At 28.3% G+C, this 25,280-nt stretch carries 15 protein-coding genes, 2 tRNA genes, 1 rRNA gene and 3 pseudogenes; 18 read left to right on the plus strand and 3 right to left on the minus strand.

All coding sequences use genetic code 11. The annotated features are described in order from the left end of the window. Positions 1-43: 43 nt before the first annotated feature. The gene (rpoS, locus tag FD728_RS03335) at positions 44-1,012 is read left to right on the plus strand and encodes an RNA polymerase sigma factor RpoS (protein ID WP_159934802.1); all 969 of its coding nucleotides are present in this window, start codon (positions 44-46) and stop codon (positions 1,010-1,012) included. Positions 1,013-1,082: 70 nt separating this feature from the next. On the opposite strand, the gene mutS is transcribed toward rpoS, so the two are convergent. Next, entirely contained in the window at positions 1,083-3,656 is a 2,574-nt protein-coding gene (mutS, locus tag FD728_RS03340; RefSeq protein ID WP_204162625.1) for a DNA mismatch repair protein MutS, read from the minus strand. Positions 3,657-4,178: 522 nt separating this feature from the next. Between mutS and pncC the strand changes: the two genes are divergently transcribed. The 14 genes and pseudogenes from pncC (at position 4,179) to tyrA (ending at position 18,799) form a co-directional block, all read left to right on the plus strand. Next, positions 4,179-4,700: a nicotinamide-nucleotide amidase gene (gene pncC, locus FD728_RS03345; RefSeq protein ID WP_159934804.1), complete on the plus strand. Its 522-nt coding sequence runs from the start codon at positions 4,179-4,181 to the stop codon at positions 4,698-4,700. A gap of 87 nt (positions 4,701-4,787) precedes the next feature. Next, a pseudogene (gene recA / locus FD728_RS03350) lies at positions 4,788-5,774 on the plus strand (recombinase RecA); the annotation flags it as partial. Positions 5,775-6,365: 591 nt separating this feature from the next. Continuing rightward, entirely contained in the window at positions 6,366-8,981 is a 2,616-nt protein-coding gene (gene alaS / locus FD728_RS03355; RefSeq protein ID WP_159934806.1) for an alanine--tRNA ligase, read from the plus strand. Between the two features lie 231 nt (positions 8,982-9,212). After that, the gene (gene csrA, locus FD728_RS03360) at positions 9,213-9,398 is read left to right on the plus strand and encodes a carbon storage regulator CsrA (protein WP_159934808.1); all 186 of its coding nucleotides are present in this window, start codon (positions 9,213-9,215) and stop codon (positions 9,396-9,398) included. 197 nt (positions 9,399-9,595) lie between these two features. After that, a tRNA-Ser gene (locus tag FD728_RS03365) sits at positions 9,596-9,684 on the plus strand. Positions 9,685-9,701: 17 nt separating this feature from the next. Further along, positions 9,702-9,775, plus strand: a tRNA-Arg gene (locus FD728_RS03370). 558 nt (positions 9,776-10,333) lie between these two features. After that, entirely contained in the window at positions 10,334-11,917 is a 1,584-nt protein-coding gene (gene gshA / locus FD728_RS03375; protein WP_159934810.1) for a glutamate--cysteine ligase, read from the plus strand. Positions 11,918-12,577: 660 nt separating this feature from the next. Further along, on the plus strand, positions 12,578-13,936 hold the full coding sequence (gene ffh, locus FD728_RS03380) for a signal recognition particle protein (protein WP_159934812.1): 1,359 nt from the start codon (positions 12,578-12,580) through the stop codon (positions 13,934-13,936). 67 nt (positions 13,937-14,003) lie between these two features. Next, positions 14,004-14,246: a 30S ribosomal protein S16 gene (gene rpsP, locus FD728_RS03385; RefSeq protein ID WP_159934814.1), complete on the plus strand. Its 243-nt coding sequence runs from the start codon at positions 14,004-14,006 to the stop codon at positions 14,244-14,246. A gap of 10 nt (positions 14,247-14,256) precedes the next feature. Further along, the gene (gene rimM / locus FD728_RS03390) at positions 14,257-14,817 is read left to right on the plus strand and encodes a ribosome maturation factor RimM (protein ID WP_159934816.1); all 561 of its coding nucleotides are present in this window, start codon (positions 14,257-14,259) and stop codon (positions 14,815-14,817) included. 28 nt (positions 14,818-14,845) lie between these two features. Then, entirely contained in the window at positions 14,846-15,604 is a 759-nt protein-coding gene (gene trmD / locus FD728_RS03395; RefSeq protein ID WP_159934818.1) for a tRNA (guanosine(37)-N1)-methyltransferase TrmD, read from the plus strand. A 45-nt stretch (positions 15,605-15,649) separates the two neighbouring features. Beyond that, positions 15,650-16,003: a 50S ribosomal protein L19 gene (gene rplS / locus FD728_RS03400; RefSeq protein WP_159934820.1), complete on the plus strand. Its 354-nt coding sequence runs from the start codon at positions 15,650-15,652 to the stop codon at positions 16,001-16,003. A gap of 588 nt (positions 16,004-16,591) precedes the next feature. Further along, positions 16,592-17,671 (plus strand): 3-deoxy-7-phosphoheptulonate synthase, encoded by a 1,080-nt coding sequence (locus FD728_RS03405; protein ID WP_159934822.1) that lies wholly within the window; start codon positions 16,592-16,594, stop codon positions 17,669-17,671. A 6-nt stretch (positions 17,672-17,677) separates the two neighbouring features. Next, positions 17,678-18,799 carry a bifunctional chorismate mutase/prephenate dehydrogenase gene (tyrA, locus tag FD728_RS03410; RefSeq protein WP_159934824.1) on the plus strand — a complete coding sequence of 374 codons (1,122 nt, stop codon included), beginning with the start codon at positions 17,678-17,680 and terminating at the stop codon, positions 18,797-18,799. A gap of 47 nt (positions 18,800-18,846) precedes the next feature. Here tyrA and pheA read toward each other — a convergent pair. After that, positions 18,847-19,816, minus strand: a pseudogene (gene pheA, locus FD728_RS03415) (prephenate dehydratase); the annotation flags it as partial. Between the two features lie 451 nt (positions 19,817-20,267). Next, positions 20,268-21,023 carry an outer membrane protein assembly factor BamD gene (bamD, locus tag FD728_RS03420; protein ID WP_159934826.1) on the minus strand — a complete coding sequence of 252 codons (756 nt, stop codon included), beginning with the start codon at positions 21,021-21,023 and terminating at the stop codon, positions 20,268-20,270. A 129-nt stretch (positions 21,024-21,152) separates the two neighbouring features. Here bamD and rluD point away from each other — a divergent pair, with 129 nt between their 5' ends. The 3 genes and pseudogenes from rluD to FD728_RS03435 form a co-directional block, all read left to right on the plus strand. Further along, positions 21,153-22,133 carry a 23S rRNA pseudouridine(1911/1915/1917) synthase RluD gene (rluD, locus tag FD728_RS03425; RefSeq protein WP_159934828.1) on the plus strand — a complete coding sequence of 327 codons (981 nt, stop codon included), beginning with the start codon at positions 21,153-21,155 and terminating at the stop codon, positions 22,131-22,133. A gap of 593 nt (positions 22,134-22,726) precedes the next feature. Beyond that, positions 22,727-24,826: pseudogene (locus tag FD728_RS03430) on the plus strand (AAA family ATPase); the annotation flags it as partial. Between the two features lie 349 nt (positions 24,827-25,175). Further along, positions 25,176-25,280 (plus strand): 16S ribosomal RNA (locus FD728_RS03435); the annotation flags it as partial.

Here is a 25,280-nt window from a genome sequence, read left to right on the forward strand (position 1 = left end):
TTATGTAGTTGTTCTGCTATTGGATCACGGGTAGGAGCCGATTATGAACCAGAATACGCTGAAAGTTAACGAGTTATTACATCACGATTTAGAATTCGAAGAAAATGGAGTTGAGGTTTTTAATGATAATGATTTAATTGAAGAAGATTTATTATCACAGAATGCAACACAACGTGTTTTAGATGCAACTCAACTTTACCTTGGAGAAATTGGTTATTCTCCATTGTTAACTGCAGAAGAGGAAGTGTTTTTTGCGCGCAGAGCATTACGTGGAGATGTTTCTTCTCGTCGTCGTATGATTGAAAGTAATTTAAGATTAGTAGTAAAGATTGCTCGTCGTTATAGTAATCGTGGTCTATCATTATTAGATTTAATTGAAGAAGGTAATCTTGGATTAATTCGTACAGTAGAGAAATTTGATCCAGAACGTGGTTTTCGCTTTTCAACTTACGCTACTTGGTGGATTCGTCAAACTATTGAAAGGGCTATTATGAATCAAACACGTACTATTCGTTTACCGATTCATATTGTTAAAGAATTAAATGTTTATTTACGTACAGCTCGTGAGCTCTCACATAAGCTAGATCATGAACCTAGTGCTGAAGAAATTGCAGAGCAATTAGATAAGCCAGTCGATGATGTAAGTCGTATGCTTCGATTAAATGAACGTATTACATCGGTTGATATACCATTAGGTAGCGGAGATTGTGAAAAAGCTCTTTTAGAAATTTTAACAGATGATAAAGATAATGATCCAGAAAATACTACTCAAGATGACGATATCAAACAGAGTATTGTAAAATGGCTTTTTGAATTAAATGCCAAACAAAGAGAAGTATTAGCTCGTCGTTTCGGATTATTAGGCTATGAAGCAGCAACATTAGAAGATGTAGGACGAGAGATTGGTTTAACACGTGAACGGGTACGTCAAATTCAAGTTGAAGGATTACGTCGTTTACGTGAAATTTTACAAGCTCAAGGTCTAAACATTGAAGCATTATTTCAAGAGTAAATATATTATTAATAGCTAGATTCTGCAGCTATTTTTACTAATGCTGCAGTTATCAATTGAATAATTAAGGTTATATTATTTTTTTAATATAATAGATTATATCTAATGCTTCTTTAGGTGTTAAAGTATCTGGATCTAAACCTTTTAAAAGGGTATTAATTATTTGATTTTTCTGTTGTGTTCTAATAATTGATTTTTCGATTTTTTTCTCAGGATTAATAATCCTAGTATGAACTTGAATCATTTCTAATTCTTTTAATTTACTTTTTGCAATTTGAATTACTTCTCTTGGTACTCCAGCTAACGCTGCTACTGCAAGACCATAGCTTTTATTTATAGCTCCATCTTGAACAGTATGCATAAAAGCAATTGTATTTTTATGTTCTACTGCATTGAAATGTATATTTCGTATTCTTTTTATTGTTTTAGGAAGTATAGTTAACTCGAAATAATGAGTTGCAAATAATGTAATTGCTTTAATGATATTGGCCAAACTTTTAGCACAAGCCCAAGCTAAAGATAAACCATCATAAGTAGATGTCCCTCGACCGATTTCATCTATTAAAACTAAGCTATTTTCAGTAGCATAATGAAGTATATTAGCTATTTCTGTCATTTCTACCATAAAAGTTGATCTACCAGATGCTAGATCATCTGCTGCACCGATTCGTGTAAAAATACGATCAAAAGAACCAATTATTGCTTTTTCTGCAGGTACAAAGCTTCCAATCCAAGCCATGATGACAATTAAGGCAGTCTGACGCATATAAGTACTTTTACCGCCCATATTAGGACCTGTTATGAGTAACATACGGTGTTTAGCAGATAGAAATAATTGATTAGGAATAAAAGGTTCTCTTAATACTTGCTCCACAATAGGATGGCGTCCAGAAGTAATACTAATACCTGCTTTTTTTTTTAATATAGGCCGACAATAATTTAATGTGTTAGCTCGTTCTGCTAAATTTATTAGTACATCCAATTCAGCTAATGCTGTAGAACTTAGTTGTAATGCTTCAAGATGAGGTAATAATAAATCAAAAAGTTCATTGTATATTTTTTTCTCTAGTATTAATGCTTTCCCTTTAGAAGTAATTATTTTATCTTCGTATTCCTTTAGCTCTGGTATGATATAACGTTCTACATTTTTTAGTGTTTGACGACGTACATAGTGTACAGGCACCATATGACTTTGAGTACGATTTACCTGAATATAGTAGCCATATATAGAATTATATCCAATTTTTAATGTTTCTAATCCTAATTTTTTTTGTTCTCTTAACTCTAGTATGTTAAGATAATTACTTACTCCATTGGCTAATGTTCGTAATTCATCAAGTTCTATATTATATCCAGATGCAATAAAACCACCATCTCGTATGAGTATTGGAGGCGATTCAATAATTGCCTTTTCAAGTATTTTACGTAATTCATAAAAATCACCAATTTGAGTACGTAGCGTTATAAGTCGTGGTGTATTAATACTCATCAGTTTTTTATTTAATGTAGGTAATTGCTGAAAAGCATAACGCATACGTGCTAGATCACGTGGAGTAGCAGTACGTAATGCAAGGCGAGCTAATATGCGTTCTAGATCGCCAATATGGCGTAATATTAACTGTAATTCTTCAATAATATTTTGAAGTTCTACAATACATTCTTGACGTTGTGTAATAGTTTCTATATCTCGTAATGGCATATGTAGCCATCTTTTTAGCATACGACTTCCCATAGGGGTCACTGTTTTATCTAAAACCGCAGCTAAAGTCTTTTCTACACCGCCAGATAAGTTATGAATAATTTCAAGATTACGGCGTGTAGTAGCATTCATAATTATACTATTTTGAGGATTTTCTAACTTTAATGAGCGAATGTGAGGTAAGGAAGTACGTTGAGTATCTTTAACATATTGTAGTAAACAACCAGCAGCACGTAATGCTAAAGATGTATTTTCAATATCAAAACAGCTTAGATTTAACATACCAAATTGTAATTTAAATTGTTGATAAGCAGTTTCAATTTCATATTCCCATAATGGACGACGACGTAATCCATGGTACTGATTAATCAGTTCCATAGTAGGAAAATCTTCAGGATAAAGTAGTTCAGTTGGATTAATACGATGTAGCTCTGCTTCCATTATTTCATAATTGTTTGGTTCACTTAAAAGGAAACGTCCTGAACTAATATCTAAAGTTGCGAAACCGAAACGACCTCCTTTATTTTGAAAAATAGATGCTATTAAATTATCTTGTCGTTCTTGTAGTAGGGATTCATCACTAATAGTTCCAGGGGTAACAATTCGAACAATTTTACGTTCAATTGGATTTTTGTTAAGAGAAGCATCGCCAACTTGTTCACAGATTGCTACTGATTCTCCTAGTTTAATAAGTTTTGCTAAATAATTATCAACTACATGGTAAGGTATACCAGCCATAGGAATCGGTTTTCCAGCCGAAAAACCTCTTTTAGTTAAAGATATATCTAAGATTTGTGAAGCACGTTCAGCATCATCATAGAATAGTTCATAAAAATCGCCCATTCGATAAAATAATAGAATATCAGGATGCTGAGCTTTTAAGCGCAAGTATTGCTGAATCATTGGAGTGTGTTTACTTAGATTTATTTGAACGGCTTCTTTCATTATTTATTTTACTCTTTTTGAAAGCTTTTATAAATTCAATTATTTATTAAATATCTTAAACTAGAATTTATTAAATACCTTAAACTAGAGATGATATTCATAACTATTTATATATTTATTTATGCTAAACTATTTTTATCTAAAAATTAAATATTGATTTATTAATAAATAATTAATCTTAAATAATTGATTAATAATAATCATATTCAATTCAATTTTATTGATTTTCATAAAATTTATTTTCTTTTTATTATTATTATTTTTATTAAATAAAATTGATATATTGATTAATTGATATATTAATGGATGAGAAATTATTCTACTTTTAAGGTGTTTGGTGAATATCAATATTAAGCTTGCGAATTATTTTACAATAATAAAATAATCATTTTTAGATATTTTTCCTAAAAAATATTTTTATTTTATTTTAATATATTATGCAAAATATTATATTAAAAATCTATTTATTATAGAATAAAATCATGTTAATTAAATGAGATTTAATAAATTATTATATATATTATGCTAAATTATATATCAAAAAAAAACTTAAAAGATAAAGAATTAAAACTCTTAAGCCAACGTATCGGAGAAAAATTAAAATATCGCTATGCAAAAATTACAACTGCAGAATCATGTACTGGAGGGTGGATTGCTAAAATTTTGACTGATATAAATCATAGTTCTACTTGGTTTGAATGTGGTTTTATCACTTATAACAACATATCTAAACAAAAGTTTCTAGGTGTGCAAGAGACCTCTCTAAGGCATTATGGATCAGTTAGTGAACAAGTAGTCAAAGAAATGGTAATTGGTGCTTGTAAGGCAACAGCAGCAGAGTATGGAATAGCCGTAAGTGGAATAGCTGGTCCAACTGGAGGTACTTTAGAAAAACCTGTTGGTACTGTATGGTTTGCTATTGCTGGTCCAAATAATCATATATTAACATACCATAATGTTTTTTTGGGTAATCGTAATAGAATACGTCGTTCTTCGGTAATTTTATCTTTACAAATTTTATATAACAAATTTTTAATAAATTAAACTTGATACCGTATAACGATAAAGTATTATGAATATAATAAATATTTTTAGATTATACGGAATTACATAGGATGATAATTATAAAAAATGGCAATTGACGAGAATAAAAAAAAAGCTCTAGCCGCAGCATTAAGCCAAATTGAAAAACAATTTGGTAAAGGATCTATTATGCGTTTGGGTGAAGATCGCTCAATGGATGTTGAAACTATATCAACTGGTTCATTGTCATTAGATATTGCACTTGGTGCTGGTGGTTTACCTATGGGTCGAATAGTAGAAATTTATGGTCCTGAATCATCAGGTAAAACCACTCTTACTCTACAAGTTATTGCTGCGGCACAACGTGCATATAAAACATGTGCTTTTATTGATGCTGAACATGCACTTGATCCAGTCTATGCTAAAAAATTAGGTGTAGATATTGATAATTTATTATGTTCACAACCTGATACTGGTGAACAAGCTTTAGAAATTTGTGATGCATTAGCACGTTCTGGTGCTGTTGATGTTATAATTGTTGACTCAGTTGCAGCACTTACACCAAAAGCAGAAATAGAAGGTGAAATTGGAGATTCACATATGGGCTTAGCAGCACGCATGATGAGCCAAGCAATGCGTAAGCTAGCAGGTAACTTGAAACAATCTAATACTTTATTAATTTTTATTAATCAAATTCGTATGAAAATTGGGGTGATGTTCGGTAATCCAGAAACTACTACTGGTGGTAATGCATTAAAATTTTATGCTTCTGTCCGCCTTGATATTCGCCGTATTGGTCCTATAAAAGAAGGTGATGAAGTAATAGGTAGTGATACTAGAGTAAAAGTAGTAAAAAACAAAGTAGCTGCTCCATTTAAACAAGCTGAATTCCAAATTATATATGGCGAAGGTATTAATATTTTTGGAGAGTTATTAGATCTTGGTGTCAAACACAATTTAGTTGATAAATCTGGATCTTGGTATAGTTATAACGGTGAAAAAATTGGTCAAGGTAAGATAAATGCTATTAATTTTTTTAAAAAAAATTCTATTATTGCAAACGAACTTGATAAAAAACTACGTAACCTGTTATTAATGATTGATCCTACATCAGAAATGAGTATATCTGAAATTCATAATTATCAGATTAATGATATAAAAGAAATAAAAGAAATAAAAAAAGAAGATATTTGATTTTTTAAAATATTTTATTATTATTTTCCCTTTGATGTTACTTTCATTCATATTAAAAATCATAAATGTTTATATTTTTTTTGGAAAACTGAATAAAATTCAAAAAATATTTAATTATCAGCATTATTATTAATAGTATTTTTAATGATTTTTTTGATTGAGAAAAAGTATATAACGTACTATACCATAATATATATAAATATATCGATATCATTTTAAAGTTTTTACTAAATATTTAATGAATTAGTTTTTTTATTTTATTTAAAAATTGATTATCAAGATATTAATCTTACACTTTTAAAGGTTTAAAATTTATTATTAATTTTTAATATCAAGAAATATTGATGTTTTTAGATAATAATATTTTACTTCCTACTTTAAAAAAAGTATTTTATTGTATTTACTCTATTACGAATGTGTTTATGATAAGCTAGTCACAAGGTTTATTAGTAAACCAATCGTATAATTATACTTTTATATATAAAATACTTTATGATCCAGACCACTAGTGAAATTCGTCAAAAATTTCTCAATTTTTTTTATACTAAAGGACATTTAGTTGTAGCCAGCAGTTCCTTAATACCAAATAATGATCAATCGTTATTATTCACAAATGCTGGCATGGTACAGTTTAAAGAAGTTTTTCTTGGCCAAGAAAGACGTAATTATAAACGTGCTACTACTGCTCAACGGTGTATCCGTACTGGTGGTAAACATAATGACCTTGAAAAGGTAGGTTATACTACAAGACATCATACTTTTTTTGAGATGCTTGGTAATTTTAGTTTTGGAGATTATTTTAAAAAAGAAGCAATTTCCTATGCTTGGGAATTATTAACAAGTGAACGATGGTTTAATTTACCTAAAGAACGGTTGTGGTGTACTGTATATGAAACAGATGATGAAAGTTTTAAAATATGGGCAGACTATATTGGTATACCATATGAGCGTATTATACGCATAGGTAATAACAACGGTAATATTTATTCATCAGATAATTTCTGGAGAATGGGTGATACTGGTCCTTGTGGTCCTTGTACAGAAATTTTTTATGATCGTGAATTTGATATTGATGACAGTTCACCAAATATTTTTCAGAAAGATAGTGACCGTTACATTGAAATCTGGAATATTGTATTCATGCAGTTTAATCTTCAAGCTAATGGTACTATAAAACCATTACCAATAAAATCGGTTGATACTGGTATGGGTCTTGAGCGGATTACTGCTGTATTACAACATGTAAACTCAACTTATGAAATCGATTTATTTGTTAATCTCATTAAATCGATTATTAAAGTAATTGATGTAGATAATAGTACTAATAAATCTCTAAGTGTTATTGCTGATCATATTCGTTGTTGTTCATTTTTAATTGCTGATGGTGTTATTCCTTCAAATGAGAATCGTGGTTATGTACTACGTAGAGTTATTCGCCGTGCAGTACGTCATGGACGATTATTAGGTACAAAAGAAGTCTTTTTTTATAAATTAGTAGCTCCATTAATTTATGTTATGGATAGTGTAGGAGAATATTTAAAACCTCAGCAAGTATATATTGAAAATATTTTAAAAAAAGAAGAAGAGCAATTTGATAAAACTTTAGAACGAGGCCTTGCTTTGTTGGATGAAGAATTGGCAAATTTAAAAGGTAATACACTTAGTGGTGAAACTATATTTCGTCTTTATGACACTTTTGGGTTTCCCGTAGATTTAACTGCAGATGTATGCCGTGAACGAAACTTTAAAATTGACGAAACTGGTTTTAGAGAAGTGATGAATCGACAGCGTAAACGTGCACGTGAAGCAAGCTGTTTTAATAATCCACTTGTCATTAATATATCATCAGTCTTTAAAGGTTATAATTGTTTATCTTTACATACTACTGTCCAATTATTATTGATTAATGGTCAACAAGTTGAAAAAATTACTGTAGGTCAAGAAGCAACCGTATTCTTAGTCGAAACACCATTTTATGGAGCATCTGGTGGACAATTAGGTGATACTGGTATTTTTACTAATAAAAACATTGAATTTAACGTAATTGACACTAAAAAATATGGTAAAGCTATTGGACATATTGGTATTGTAAAAATAGGTCAATTATGCCTTGGTGATCATCTTTATGTGCATGTAAATAAGATTCGTCGTAAAAGAATTTCTCTTAATCATTCAGCTACACACTTATTACATTCAGCACTTCGGCAAGTTTTAGGTAGTCATGTAGTTCAAAAAGGATCGTCAATTAATGATAAATATTTACGTTTTGATTTCTTGCATTTTCATGCAATGAACCCTCAAGAAATTCGTAAAGTTGAAGATATTGTTAATTTACAAATTCGTCGTAACCTTACAGTCACCTCAGAGATAATGGATCTTAGTACCGCAAAAAAGAAAGGGGCTATGGCACTGTTTAGTGAAAAATATGATCAACATGTACGTGTATTAAAAATAGGCGATTTTTCAATTGAATTATGTGGTGGTACTCATGTAAGGCGTACAGGAGATATTGGGATTTTTCGCATTCGATCAGAAACTAGTACATCAGTAGATGTTCGTCGTATTGAAGCCGTTACCGGTGAATACGCATTAGAAGAAATTCATGCTCAAAGTCAACAATTACAAGAAATTGCACATTTAATAAAAGCCAATAGAAATAATATAAATAAAAAAACATATGAACTAGTTAATTATATACGTTTATTAGAAAAAGAATTACAATTATTACGTGAACAAAGAATTAAGCAAGAAATTAAATTACTTATTAAAAAAACCATTACAGTACAAAATACTAAATTATTAGTCAGCGAATTTATCAATGTAGATCTAAAAACACTACGTTTATTAATAGATGATTTAAAAAATAAATTTGGTTCTGTAATTATAGTATTAGCAACTATTACTAAAAATAAAGTTTTATTGATTGCAAGTGTCACTCAAGATTTAATTGATCGTATAAATGCTTGTGAACTTATTACTTCACTAGCTGTACAGGTAGATGGTAAAGGTGGTGGACGCTCAGATATGGCTCAAGCTAGCGGTACAAATACACAAGCGTTAGCAAGTGCATTAGCTAGCGTAAAGGAGTGGGTAAATACCAGGTTATAAAAGAAAAATTCAATTTACTTATGAAAAAACTATTACAAATTTCATACGAGATAAATTAATATAATAATAAAGTATGGTATTATTATATAAGGTATTTGAATTAATTAGCGTAAAACATATTAACGTAAAAGAATATTTATTTTTATAGGCATTGTTTAGAATTATAGAATGGATGTAGTTGGGAATATGTGATTAAAAACCCAGCTTTTTAATCGTTTCAAGGAGTATAGAATGCTTATTTTAACTCGTCGAGTTGGTGAAACTCTTATGATTGGCGATGAGGTAACTGTAACAGTGCTAGGAGTTAAAGGTAATCAAGTTCGCGTTGGAGTCAATGCTCCTAAAGAAGTTTCAGTGCATAGAGAAGAAATTTATCAGCGTATTCAAGCAGAAAAAACTCAAGTGTCCAATTATTAATAGATTTAGTTAAGCCTCGCTTTAGGTGAGGCATTATAATTTATATTCTTTTAATTTATAGAACATAATATAAATATATTAATTTTTTACTTTATAAAAATTAATATACGTTTAGAAATTAATTGACTTACGAGTTTTTAAAAGTACAATATATATCAAAATCCATAAATAATAAATTAATTTAATATTATTAAATAGGTGAAGTGGCCGAGAGGCTAAAGGCGCTCCCCTGCTAAGGGAGTATGTAGTTAAAACTGCATCCGGGGTTCGAATCCCCGCTTCACCGTCATTTATTATTAATATGCATCCATAGCTCAGTTGGATAGAGTACTCGGCTACGAACCGAGCGGTCGGAGGTTCGAATCCTCCTGGATGCATTCATAACATTATAAATATAAATTATTTTTTATTTCAAATAACAAAAGTATTTTCTTAAATATTATATATTTTTTTATTTTTTATGGAATGTAATGCTTAATCCCACTTTTTATTATTTTCATTATATTTACTGAAATATATTCAAAAATAATATAATTAAAACTTTCTAAAATATTGATATCTAAATTAAATAATTTATTTAGATATCAAATATGATTAAAAATCATTTTTATGTATTAATCTGAAACAAATTAAGTAATATTTATATTTATTCTATAATATATTTTATAAATTATCAATTTTATATATTTATTAATTAACTAATCTTTTGAATAATATTCAATATAAATAAAATAAAAAATTAGGAAATATTCACAATAACATTAATATGTTATTTATAAACTAAATATTATTTATACTTATTGATAAGTAATTATATATTATTAAATTTTATATATTACTATGTAATTTTAGTAAAAATATTAGTTTATTTATGAATAAATACATTCTAAAAGCTAATATTGATTCATATATATTTAAGGTAATATTTATTTATTATGCTGTATCAAAATAAATTATTTGTAAATCGAAAGAATAATATAATTCCGGATATGTCAAAAGGTCTTTCTTGGCTTGAAACACATGCGAATACATTAAAAAACATCAATCGTGGCATTGAACGTGAAACATTACGCGTTAATTTAGATGGACATTTAGCTACTACAAATCATCCTAAATCATTTGGTTCAGCATTAAAACATACTTGTATTACTACTGATTTTGCTGAAGCTTTATTAGAATTTATTACTCCAGTAGATCAAAATATTAATCGTATATTTGTTTTACTTAGAGATATCCATCGTTATGTAACACGTACTATTGACCATGAACGTCTGTGGCCATTTAGTATGCCTTGCATTATTGATGATATTAATAATATTCAATTAGCTCAATATGGTAGTTCAAATATTGGTAAAATGAAAATGTTATATAGGGAAGGATTAAAAAATCGTTATGGTGTTCCAATGCAATTAATTTCTGGTGTTCATTATAATTTCTCTTTACCACTTTTATTCTGGCAAAAATGGGCAGATATTAGTGATGTAGAAAGCGGTAAAAAAGTTATTTCTTCTGGATATTTACATCTAATACGTAATTATTATCGTTTTGGGTGGATAATTCCTTACTTATTTGGATCATCTCCTGCTATTTGCTCATCTTTTTTACAAGAACGTAAAAGTCATTTACAATTTAAAACTAATGGACATGGTACAATGTGGTTGCCTTATGCTACCTCACTTCGCCTTAGTAACTTTGGTTATACAAATACATTACAGAGTAATTTACCTATTACCTTTAATTCTCTTGAAGAATATGTATCTGCTCTTAAAATTGCAACTAAAACACCATCAAAAAAATATCAAGCTATGGGTATAAAAGATATACATGGTAATCGGTTACAACTAAATACTAATGTATTGCAAATTGAAAACGAATTATATACACCTATCAGACCAAAACGTGTTAGTAGAGTAGGAGAATCTCTGTCAGATTCATTATTATATAATGGTATTGAATATATCGAAGTTCGTTCATTAGATATTAACCCATTTTCAGTTATTGGAATTAATATAGATGAGATAAATTTCCTCGATCTTTTTTTAATATGGTGTATTTTAGCAGATTCTCCAGAAATGAGCACCAATGAACTTACTTGTATACGTAAAACCTGGAATAGAATTGTACTAGAAGGACGCAAACCTGATCAGATTATTATTTTTGGTTGTCAAGAAAATGAATATAAATTATTAGAAATAGTAGAAGCACTATTTGCTGATTTATATAGAATCGCAAAAATTCTTGATAGAAGCCATGCTATAACTCACTACCAACATTTATGTAAACAACTTTTCAAATCATTTAAAGATCCTGAATTAACTTATTCAGCCCGTATTCTTCAATTAATAAAAAAAAATGGTTTGATAGAAACCGGTATGTCATTATCTAATAAGTATTATTCTTTACTTTTTAAAGAACCACTAGAGATATTTACTAATGATGATTTTACACGTCAAGCTCATGAATCAATAATAGCACAAAAAATACTTGAAATAAAAGATCGATTTAATTCAATTAAATGATTGATATAAAAATAGAAAATAAAAAATAAAACTTTAGTATTTAAATATGTTATTATTTATTTAAAATCGCATTATTTTAATTAAATTAAAAATAAATATTTTAGAAAGTTTTACTATCGAACACTTTATAATCACGCATCAGTTGTAAGTTTAGTTAAATGCATACCATACTCCTCATGGTGAATTATTACTGTATTTAACTTACGTTTTTCGACTAAATTATATGATTTTAAATCATAGTGGAATTCATACTTTAGGGTATATGGTTGATGGATTTATGCCTAATGAACTAAACAGTAACACTAGAAATTATTGATATTTCACCAATGGGTTGTTGTACTGAATTTTAGATGTCTCTAATTGGAAAACTTACTGAATAGCGTGTAGTAAATACTTGACAACATGCAATGAAAAATATTCTAACAATAAAAGATTATTGTCAAATTCCATCAGTAAATAAATGCTAATGTAGCAATTATAAATTGCATTCATTAAAAGAAGCACATAATATTGCACGTAGTATTTTAATTAGTGATATTAAAATAAACTATAAATAAACAATTAAAATTATCGGTCAATATTTTAAAAAATAAATAATTATTATAATGTTATTATATTAAAACATAGAAACTGTATAGAAACTGTAGAGAAAATGTTCTGATGTTTAATAATTTAACTGACCGTCTGTCACAAGCCACTCGTAATATTATTGGCCGTGGAAGATTGACTGAATATAATATTAAAGATACATTACGTGAAGTCCGAATAGCTTTATTAGAAGCTGATGTTGCCCTTCCAGTAGTCCATGAATTTATTAGCCAAGTTAAAATTAATGCTATTGGTCAAGATGTAAATAAAAGTTTAACTCCTGGCCAAGAATTTATAAAAATCGTTCGTAATGCATTGATTACAGCTATGGGAGAAGAAAATAATGAATTGAGACTCAACGTACAACCTCCAGCTGTGATACTAATGGTAGGATTACAAGGTGCAGGTAAAACAACTAGTGTTGGTAAATTAGGTAAATGGCTCCATGAAAAACATACAAAAAAAGTTTTAGTGGTTTCAGCCGATGTATATCGGGCGGCAGCTATTAAACAACTAGAAATTATAGCTCAACAAGCAAATATTAATTTTTATCAATCTAATATAAATGAATCACCAATAAAAATTATCAAAAATGCTTTAAATGAAGCTGAATTAAATTTCTATGATGTACTTTTAGTAGATACCGCTGGTTGTTTACATATTGATTCAAAAATGATCCTAGAAATACAAAAGATACAAACAGAGCTGAATCCAATAGAAACATTATTTGTAGTTGATGCAATGACTGGTCAGGATGCAGTAAACAGCGCAAAAGTTTTTAGTGAGCAATTGAATTTTACAGGTATTATTTTAACTAAAGTGGATGGTGATGTACGTGGCGGTGCTGCTTTATCAATTAGACATGTTACTGGTAAGCCTATTAAATTTATAGGAGTAGGTGAAAAAAACGATGCTTTAGAAGCATTTCATCCAAAGCGAATTGCATCACGTATTTTAGGTATGGGAGATATGTTATCCCTTATTGAAAATATTGAGAATAAAGTTAATCGAAGGCAAGTAGAAAATTTAGCAAAAAAAATAAAAAATGGTAGTAATTTCGATCTCAATGATTTTTTAGAACAATTAAAACAAATGAATAACATGGGTGGAATAACAAATTTGATAACTAAGCTTCCAAGTATTGATAGGTTATCTAATAATATTAAATTGAAAATGGATGATAAAGTATTAGTAGGAATGGAAGCTATTATTAATTCTATGACACATAAAGAAAGAAAAAAACCAGAAATTATTAAAGGTTCACGTAAACGTCGTATTGCTATGGGTTCTGGAATGCAAGTTCAAGATGTAAATCGATTACTTAAACAGTTTGATGTTATGCAACGAATATTGAAAAAAATGATAAATAGTGGTGATATAAATAAAATATTTTCTAATATAAAAGGTATTAGTAAATTAACTAAAAATTAAAGATTTCAATTAAGATTAAAATCTTATATGTGGAAATTTTATTTACAAAAGTAATATAGAGAATGTTATGATTATAATTCGTTTAGCTCGTCACGGTGCCAAAAAACGTCCTTTTTATCAAGTAGTAGTTACTGATAGTCGTAATTCACGTAATGGACGTTTTATTGAGCGAGTTGGATTCTTTAATCCACTTGCTTGTGGTCAAGAAGAAAGGTTACGTTTAAATTTAGATAGGATTGATTATTGGACCAATCAAGGAGTAGCATTTTCTGCTAGAGTTAATAGTTTAATTAAAAAAATGAAAAAATAACGTATTTATTATGGTAATTAATTTAAATAGTCAATGTTCTACACAATTTCCTATTAATCCTATTATTTTAGGCAAGATAGGATCTGCTTATGGTATTCAAGGGAAAGTTAAAGTTTTCTCTTCTACAGAAAATTTACAAAACATTTTCAAATACCAACCATGGTTTATTTATAAAAATAATAAATGGTCTAAAATTGAAATAGAAAATTGGGTGCATCACCATAATAATTTTTTGATTAAGATCAAAGGTATTAATGATCGTAATGCTGTAACACATTTTACAAATTGTGAAATTATAATTGATTCTAATCAATTACCTATTTTAGAAAATGGTTGTTATTATTGGAAAGATCTTATTGGTTGTAAAGTACTTAATTTAAAAGGTTATAATATGGGAACAGTTATCTCTTTGATAGATATTGGATCCCATGATATTTTTATTATTAAGTCTAATGATGAAGATTTTTTTGGTATACAAGAAAGATTAATTCCTTTTATTGACGGACAGGTTGTCAAAAAAATTGATTTAATTACTGGTATTATTAAATTAGATTGGGAACCTGATTTTTAATTTTATTAAATTTAACATCATAAAATAAATGTGGATTGGTATCATTAGTTTATTTCCAGAAATGTTTCAAGCCATTATTAAATATGGAGTAATAGGAAAGGGGATAAAAAATGGATTGCTTAATATTGAAAGATGGAATCCCCGTGACTTTACATATGATGACTATCGTAAAGTAGACGATCGTCCTTATGGAGGTGGTCCAGGTATGGTAATGATGGTGCAACCTTTATGTGATGCTATTCATGCAGCAAAGAAGGTAGCTGGAAAAAATGTTAAAACTATTTACCTTTCACCTCAAGGTAAAAAACTTAATCAAAAAAAAGTATTGGAATTAGTTTCTCTTAAAAAGATAATATTAGTTTGTGGCCGTTATAAAGGTATAGATGAACGCGTAATTTGCGCTGAAATTGATGAAGAATTATCAGTTGGAGATTATGTACTTAGTGGTGGCGAGCTACCAGCAATGACATTAATTGATAGCATGGCTCGTTTTATTCCAGGTGTATTAGGTAAACAATCATCGGTATATGAAGATTCTTTTATAGAAGGATTATTAGATTGTGCTTACTATACCAGACCTCAAATATTAAAAGGACAACAGGTACCTAAAAGTTTACTATCAGGTAATCATGCGAAGATTTCTCGATGGCGTCTTAAAAATTCTTTAGGTCGTACTTGGCTTAGAAGGCCTGAATTTCTAGAAGCCTTAATTCTTACTAAAGAGCAAGAAATATTATTAAATGAATTTCAACAAGAATATAATAATTTAAAGAAATTTAATGATTAAATTATTAATTTAATCACCTACTTTAGGTCTAGGATAACATTAAATATGAGTAAAATTATAAAGCAACTTGAAAAGGAGCAAATAAAAAAGAACTTACCTTCTTTTCGTCCAGGTGACTCTATAGAAGTAAAGGTATGGGTAGTTGAAGGTTCTAAGAAACGTTTACAATCTTTTGAAGGAACAGTTATATCTATCCGTCGTAATAATTCTAATTTACACTCTGCTTTTACTGTTCGAAAAACTTCCAATGGTGAAGGGGTTGAACGTGTATTTCAAATTCATTCCCCAGTAATTGATAGTATTAATATTAAACGCTTAGGTAATGTACGTAAAGCCAAACTATATTATCTTCGTAATCTAAAGGGTAAATCTGCTCGTATTAAGGAACGTCTCGATTAATTCCTTTAAAGAAATTTAATCAATCAATTATTAAATATTTTTTTAAAAAAATATTTAACTAATAAATTATTATTAATTAACTCTTTAAATATTTTATTTGAGATATATTTATAATTTTTTCTATTATAGATTAAGATAATCAACTATAGAATATATATCAAATTTAATCTGATGCAGACATCATATAAGAATAAAATATAAGGGCATTATAAAATTTATTACATCTAATTAATCGGTGTAATTATATATATTTACAATATTATTCTAATTTAGATCAATAAGTAGCATGTTACTTAATAATATTTAAATTTAATAATCATTTAGAATTTATTTCTTAATGCTTTCCATTTTATATTAGATCTATTATTTTATTATTCATTCTCTAATTTTATTCTTTTAATCGTAAATTCAGCATCACTAGTTACTTTTTTAAAGTATAGTCATTATAATTATTATATAGATTATTATATCATAATAATCTCTAGTTGTTTTAAAGAGATATATGAATTAATTACACGATGTACAGGGTATGATAGAGCTCTTACTTTTTCTCTAAACTAAAAAATATATATTAAGGATAGCTCTATTATGCAAAAAGACGCACTAAACAATGTGCACATCTCTGATGAACAAATTTTAATTACTCCTCAAGAATTAAAAATTAAGTTTCCGCTTAGTGTTGATCAACAAAAACAAATTGCTTCTTCTCGTCAGATTATTGCGGATATTATTTCTGGTCGTGATTATCGACTACTTATAGTTTGTGGTCCTTGTTCAATTCACGATACTGAATCTGCACTTGAATATGCTCGTCATCTATACATTCTTTCTCAACAATTGAAAGATCAAATTTATATCGTTATGAGAGTTTATTTTGAGAAACCTCGTACCACTATTGGTTGGAAAGGTTTAATAAATGATCCATATATGGATAACTCATTTGATATGGAAGCAGGATTACATATTGCACGTCAATTATTAGTAAATTTAATAGAAATTGGTTTACCACTAGCAACAGAAGCATTAGATCCTAATAGTCCTCAATACCTTGGTGATTTATTTAGCTGGTCTGCAATTGGTGCACGTACTACAGAATCTCAAACTCATCGTGAAATGGCATCTGGTCTATCTATGCCAGTTGGGTTTAAAAATGGGACAGATGGTAGTTTAGATACTGCTATTAATGCGATGCGAGCTGCTGCGATGCCACACCGTTTTGTTGGTATAAATCAAGCCGGTCAAGTCTGTTTATTACAAACTCAAGGAAATCCAGATGGCCATATAATTCTTCGTGGAGGCAAAAAACCTAATTGTAATTCAGAAGATGTTACAAAATGCGAACAAGAAATGATTAAAGCAGGATTAAATCCGGCTATAATGATAGATTGTAGTCATGGTAATTCTAATAAAGATTACCGTCGTCAATCCCTTGTAGTAGCATCAGTTATTACGCAAATTAAAAATGGAAATTGTTCTGTTATTGGGTTAATGTTAGAAAGCAATATTAATGAAGGTAATCAATCTTCTGAACAACCTCGTAATACAATGAAATATGGTGTATCAGTAACTGATGCTTGTATTAATTGGAAGACTACTGAAGAATTACTACAGAAAATTCATGATACTCTGAAAGGAATACTATCTGTACGTTTGTTTCACAAGGTATAATGAGTCATGGTAGTTAAACTGACTTTACTACGTAATCAAATAGATCAAATTGATAAAATACTTCTTAAACTATTAGCACAGAGGCTTGACTTAGTAACTAAAATTGGTGAAGTAAAAAGACATTATGGATTACCAATTTATGATCGAGAAAGAGAAGCTAGTATGTTAGCTTTACGTAGGAAAGAAGCTCAAATAATTGGTATATCTCCAGATTTAATTGAAGATGTATTACGTCGTTTGATGCGTGAATCTTACACACTTGAAAATAATAAAGGATTTAAAATGTTATGTCCAACCTTACGTTCAGTAGTGATCGTTGGTGGACGTGGTCATATGGGACGTTTATTTAAAAAAATGCTTACACTATCAGGTTATAAAGTCCGTATTTTAGATAAAAATGATTGGGATCAATCAGAAAAATTATTGATTAATGCTGGTATGGTAATAATTAGTGTACCAATACATTTGACTGAGAAAATTATTTATAATCTTCCTAAGTTACCTAAAGATTGTATTTTAGTAGATCTAGCATCTGTAAAGTATCGGCCTTTACAGGCAATGCTTGCTGTGCATACTGGACCAGTTTTAGGATTACATCCTATGTTTGCTCCTGATAGTGGTAGTTTTGCAAAACAATTAGTAGTATGGTGTAATGGTCGTAAATTAGAATGTTATCAATGGTTTCTTAATCAAATTCAGGTATGGGGTGCACGATTACATCGCATCAACGCTGTTGAACATGATACAAATATGGCTTTTATTCAAGCTTTACGTCATTTTACTACTTTTGTATACGGTCTGCATTTAACAGCAGAAGATGTTAACATTGATCAATTGTTAGCATTATCTTCACCAATTTACCGCCTTGAATTAATTATGATAGGTCGGTTATTTGCACAAGATCCACAATTATACGCAGATATTATTATGGCTTCTGAAAATAATTTATCTTTGATTAAACGTTATTATAATCGCTTTGGAGAAGCAATTTCTTTGCTAGAACAGGGAGATAAACAAAACTTCATTAATAGTTTTCAACACATAGAAAAATGGTTTGGTGATTATGCCAAACGTTTTTTATTAGAAAGCCGCAGTATGTTACGGTTAGCTAATGATAATCGTGAATGATTTTAAATAATATAATATTAAATTATATTTAATTTATGACATGCTTTCTATCTATCTATTGGATAACAACCAAGTACTTTTAGAGAGCATGTCATTTGTTGTAGTTCTTTTAAAGCTAACTTCATACTTTTTGATTGTATATTAGCTTGTATATCAATATAGAACATTTCTTCCCAAGGATTTCCATGAATAGGACGATTTTCAAGTTTTCGCATAATGAGGTTATGCTTACGTAATATTAATAATGCTTCAACTAATGCACCAGCTTGTTGACCAGTCGACATTATTAAAGTAGTTTTTGTTAACACTGTAGTAGAAACTGTTATAGGTTTACGTGCTAATATAATAAAACGAGTGTGATTTTGTGGTTGATTAGATAAATTACGTTTTAATACTTGTAAACCATATAATTTACCTCCTGCTTCACTGCCAATCGCTGCTATTTTAAAAGATTTTACTACTGATACTTTTTGCATTGCAGATGCTGTACTATCAGTATATCTAATTTTCCAATATGGATATTGATTAATAAAATGACTACATTGCTGGAATGGTTGTGGATGGCTATAGACAATCTCAATATGTTTTAAATTGCTTTCTTCATTTACTAATATACAGTGATTTATAGGAATAATTATCTCACCTATAATAAAAAGGTTTGTTTGTTGTAACAAATCATAAGCATCATTAATAGAGCCAGAATTCGTATTCTCAATAGGTATTACTGCATAATCTGCTTGTTTAGTCTCAACTTTATTCAATATATCATAAAAATTAAAACAATTAATTTCTATTATTTTATCGAAATATTTTTCAGTATACTTAAGTGCTGCAAGATGTGAGTATGAACCTTTTGGACCTAGAAAAGATATTCTTGGTATATTATTAGAATAATTCAATTTTTTATAGTAATGTTTATTAGATAATATTAAAATATTTAATGAAATTATAAAATAAAATAATAATATAATTTGTATTAAATTTATATTTTTTGACTAAGTCAATTAATTTATCTAAGTGAACGTGTTTTATATTTAAGCTCATATAGAATAAATTTAATAATAAAATATATGATAATAATGAGATGCATTAGCTCTTTACTGTAAGAAAATTATTTTAATGTTAATTTAAGTGATTTTAAATCAAAAGTATATATCTATCTTATTAACTAAAATAAGCATAATCTAGCCATAATTAAGTACATAATACTACTATCTCCTAATATTTAGAACTAAAATTTATTTTTCTACTATTATTAGTAATAATAATATTTATATAGTATATTAGTTATCAATTTCTAATAAATAAAATATAGAAAATATTCTTTATATGTATATATGTATATATGTATATATGTATATATGTATATATGTATATATGTATATACTGAAATCTGTTAATTAAAAATTAAATAAATATTTGAATAATAAATTTATAATTTATGATTATAGTAAAAGTTATGAATGGTTCATTTTTTTAATGTCTTAAATTTTAAAAAATCATTTAAAAGAATAATTTGAACAATTTTATCTGCCTCTTCTGGTATATGTAGTTCTCGATAAGCATTTTCCATTAATAGAAGTGCTTCATATATATAATAACTATCTGAAAAATTTTTCAGCATTTCTTCAACACGTTTAATTACAGCAATGTAAGCACCACGTTTAGTATAAAATTTCACTATTGCAAGCTCATATTTTGCCAATCTTTCTTTAATAGATAACATACGTTTCTGAGCATCTGCTGCATATAAGCTATTAGGATATTCTTGTAATAACTGTAAAAAATCATGAAAAGCAATATATGCATATGTTGGATCACGCTGTTCGCTGTTTAGAAGAAAAGTACCTTGCACTCCTGAATAATCCATAGCCATATCTATTAAACCTTTCATGTAAATAATATAATCCATATTAGGATGAGTTGGATTAAGATTTATCAAGCTTGCTATAGTTTCTTGTGCTAATGGAAGATTAGCGTTTTTATAATAAGCGTATACTAAATCTAATTTAACTTTTTCTGAATAAGATTTAAAAGAATAATCATTTTCTAATTTCTTTAATTCTTTAATTGCTCCAGCAAAATTATTGTTTTGCAATTTTTTTTTAGCTATAGCATAGATTTTATCTTGAAAATTATTTTCAACTGTTTTTGATAATCCAGAACAACCTGTTAGTAATAAAATAATTATATTAGTAGTTATAAACTGTTTTATATGTATCATGAATAATATCCTTAAAATATAAAACTAATTTATCCGTAAATATTTAGTTTGTAAACTAGTAGAGTAGTAATATATGTTTATATTAAGAAGTATTATGATAAAATTAGGCCTTCATTTAAGAATCTAAATATGACAAAAAAATTGCAACTTATGCTAACTGTATCTAAAAAACAATGCAGTCAACGTTTAGATAGAACGTTAGCAGAATTATTTCCTGATTATTCACTTACCTGCATTAAAAAATGGATTATTGAGCGTGGTATTAAAGTTAATAACATCATTATTGATAAACCTAAAAAAAAAATATTTGGCGGTGAATATATATCAATAGATGTTAAGATTAATGAAATTCAATGTTTAGAAGCGCAAAATATTCCATTAGATATTATCTATGAAGATCAGGATATTTTAATTATCAATAAAACTCATAATTTAGTTGTGCATCCTGGTCCTGGTAATCTAAATGGTACAATATTAAACGCTTTACTTTATTATTATCCACCAATTGCAAGTATCCCACGTGCTGGCATTGTACATCGTCTTGATAAAAATACTACTGGTTTAATGGTAATAGCAAAGACTATTACAGCACAAATATATTTAATTCAAAAAATGAAATTACATGAAATTATTCGAGAATACGAAGCAGTTGTAAGTGGCAATATAATTGCTGGAGGTATGATAAATGAACCAATAGCACGTCATTCTACTAGACGTACACTTATGTCTGTATGTCCAATGGGTAAACCAGCTATTACACAATATCGCATTATAGAACATTTCAGAGCTCACACTTACTTAAGATTACGAATCGAAACTGGACGTACACATCAAATTCGTGTACATATGGCATATATTAAGCATCCATTAGTTGGTGATTTAATTTATGGGCATAACTCACCTTTACCGAAAGGTGCATCTAATAATCTTATTACAATATTACGTAACTTTAATCGTCAAGCTCTTCATGCAAAAATGATACGTTTATATCATCCTATTAGTGGTCTTAAAATAGAATGCCATGCACCATTGCCTAATGATATGTCTCATTTAATTACTGCTCTTAAAATCGATACTCATGAGCATTTAAAGCCATTGAAATATGATTAAGTAATTATGTTTTATTTTTAATAAAAATTAACTATATAAATAAAATATATTAAAATTATTTAGATAAGAAAGATAAAATTAAATAATATAATTCTTTTTAAGATTCTTTAAATTTTTTAATTTAAGAATGTTTTTCTTTAAAAAATTATAGATAATTGATTATATTGTTTAGATGCTTTAATGTATTTAAATAATAATATAAGGTATTTTACTTATAAATCATCTTATTTATTTGAAGAATAAAAAAATAAATTTTTAAAAAGTATCTGTTGATTAATGTTTATATCTATAATTATAAAAAGTCTATACAAAAAAATTAATCAATTAGAATACGCAAATTTAAAAAAATAGTTTATTACTATCTCATATAATTTTATTATCAAGGGTTTTTGATAAATTCATTTAAAAATATTAATGATAGACATGTATTATATAAGTTATTTTTATGAATTTTATTCACACGGATTACTATTTTATACTTTTAAATTTGTTGGTATAACCATGCGTAAGTATTTGATAAGTTAAAACAGTTATTAGGAGATAAAAATGTGAATAATAGTGTGAATAATAAGATATATGAAAAAGATAAAAAAAAAATTTTAAAAAAATATACTATTGATCTAACAGAATATGCGAAACATGGAAAACTTGATCCAGTTATTGGACGCGATGATGAAATTCGTCGAACTATTCAAGTATTACAGCGTCGTACTAAAAATAATCCTGTATTAATTGGGGAACCAGGTGTCGGTAAAACCGCAATTATTGAAGGTTTAGCACAACGTATTATTAATAATGAGGTACCAGAAGGACTGAAAAATTGTCGTGTATTATCTCTAGATATAGGAACACTTTTAGCCGGTGCTAAATATCGTGGTGAATTTGAAGAACGTATGAAAGAAATTCTCAGTAATTTAATACAAAAGAAAGGAAACGTTATTTTATTTATAGACGAATTACATGCTATGGTAGGTGCTGGTAAAGTTGAAGGTGCTATTGATGCTAGTAATATGTTAAAACCAGCATTAGCACGTGGTGAGTTGCACTGTGTAGGTGCTACTACTTTAGATGAATATCGTAATTATATTGAAAAAGATGCTGCATTAGAACGTCGATTCCAAAAAGTATTTATTAAAGAGCCAACTGTACAAGATACTATTGCTATCCTTCGTGGTTTAAAAGAACGGTATGAATTACATCATCATGTACAAATTACTGATTTAGCAATTGTAGCTGCAGCAAAACTATCTAATCGTTATATTGCTGATCGACAATTACCAGACAAAGCAATTGACTTAATTGATGAAGCAGCATCTAGTATTAGATTACAGATTGATTCTAAACCAGAGTTACTAGATCGTCTTGAACGTAGAATTATTCAATTAAAATTAGAACAACAAGCTTTAAAAAAAGAATCTGATAAAATGAGTATTGAACGTCTTTTAACATTAGAAATTGAGCTTAATCAGAAAGAAAACGAATATAATGAACTTGAAAAAAAATGGAAAATAGAAAAAGAATCTTTGTCTGGCACACAAAAAATTAAAAGTGAAATTGAAAAGGCTAGAATTTTATTAGAACAAGCACGTCGTATAGGAGATCTAGGAAAGATGTCTGAATTGCAATATGGGAAAATTCCAGCTTTAGAAAAACAACTAATGGCAATAACATCTTTATCAGAAAATAAAACTACGAATTTGTTACGTAACCGTGTAACAGATTTAGAGATAGCTGATGTTGTAGCTCGTTGGACTGGTATTCCCGTAGCACGCATGATGGAAAGTGAACGTGAGAAATTAATACGTATGGAAAAAGAATTAGGAATACGAGTTATTGGTCAAAATGAAGCCGTAAAAGCAGTATCAAATTCTATTCGTCGTAGTCGTGTAGGGTTATCCGATCCTAATCGTCCAATAGGTTCTTTTTTGTTCTTAGGTCCAACTGGCGTTGGGAAAACTGAATTATGTAAAGCACTAGCAAATTTTTTATTTGATAGTGATGATGCTATAGTACGTATTGATATGTCTGAATTTATGGAGAAACATTCTATATCACGTCTAATAGGTGCTCCTCCAGGTTATATTGGTTTTAAAGAAGGAGGGTATTTAACAGAAGCTATTCGTCGTCGACCTTACTCAGTAATTTTATTCGATGAAATCGAAAAAGCACATGCAGATATTTTTAATATTTTATTGCAGTTATTAGATGATGGACGATTGACTGATGGACAAGGACGAACTGCAGATTTTCGCAATACGATGGTAGTAATGACATCTAATCTTGGTTCTGGTTTAATTCAGGAACATTTCAATTCTTTAGATTATACAGAAATAAAAAAGATGGTAATGAAAATAGTTAACCATACCTTTCGACCTGAGTTTATTAATCGTATAGATGAAGTTGTTATGTTCAATCCATTAAAAGAACAGGAAATTATTTGTATAGCACGAATTCAATTACAACGATTATATCAACGGTTAGAAGAACAGGGGTATAAAATACATATTTCTGATCCAGCTTTAAAGTTATTAAGTAAATATGGTTATGATCCAATTTATGGTGCTCGTTTATTGAAACGTACTATTCAACAGAATATTGAAAATCCACTAGCACAAAAAATTCTTTCAGGTGATTTAGTTCCAGAAAAAATCATTAAAATAGAAGTAAAAAATGGTTTATTAATACTTAATTAGTTTATATTTGAGTTTAATAATATATTATTAAATTACTATATTTAATTGTATTATATATTATTAATATATTATTAATATATAATATTTTTAATTTAAAAGCATTTTTAAAAATAAATACTTGACTGATTATATAAAAAGTTTAGGATAGAATATCTTACTTATTTAATAGTATAATATATTTTAATAGTATAAAATATATTGTATAGTTCTTTAACAATTTATTAGACAATTGGTGTGGGCACTTATAGGTGTAATATCAATATTTTTAGATATAAAATGTCTAATTTCTGATGAATAAATACGTAATTTTATTACAAATTTTAATTCACAGAACAATAAACAAACTTTAAAATTGAAGAGTTTGATCATGGCTCAGATTGAACGCTGGCGGCAAGCCTAACACATGCAAGTCGAACGGCAGCACAAAAGAGCTTGCTCTTTGGGTGGCGAGTGG

This window comes from Pantoea sp. Aalb (assembly GCF_009829985.1).
Classification (GTDB): Bacteria; Pseudomonadota; Gammaproteobacteria; order Enterobacterales; family Enterobacteriaceae; genus SZZU01.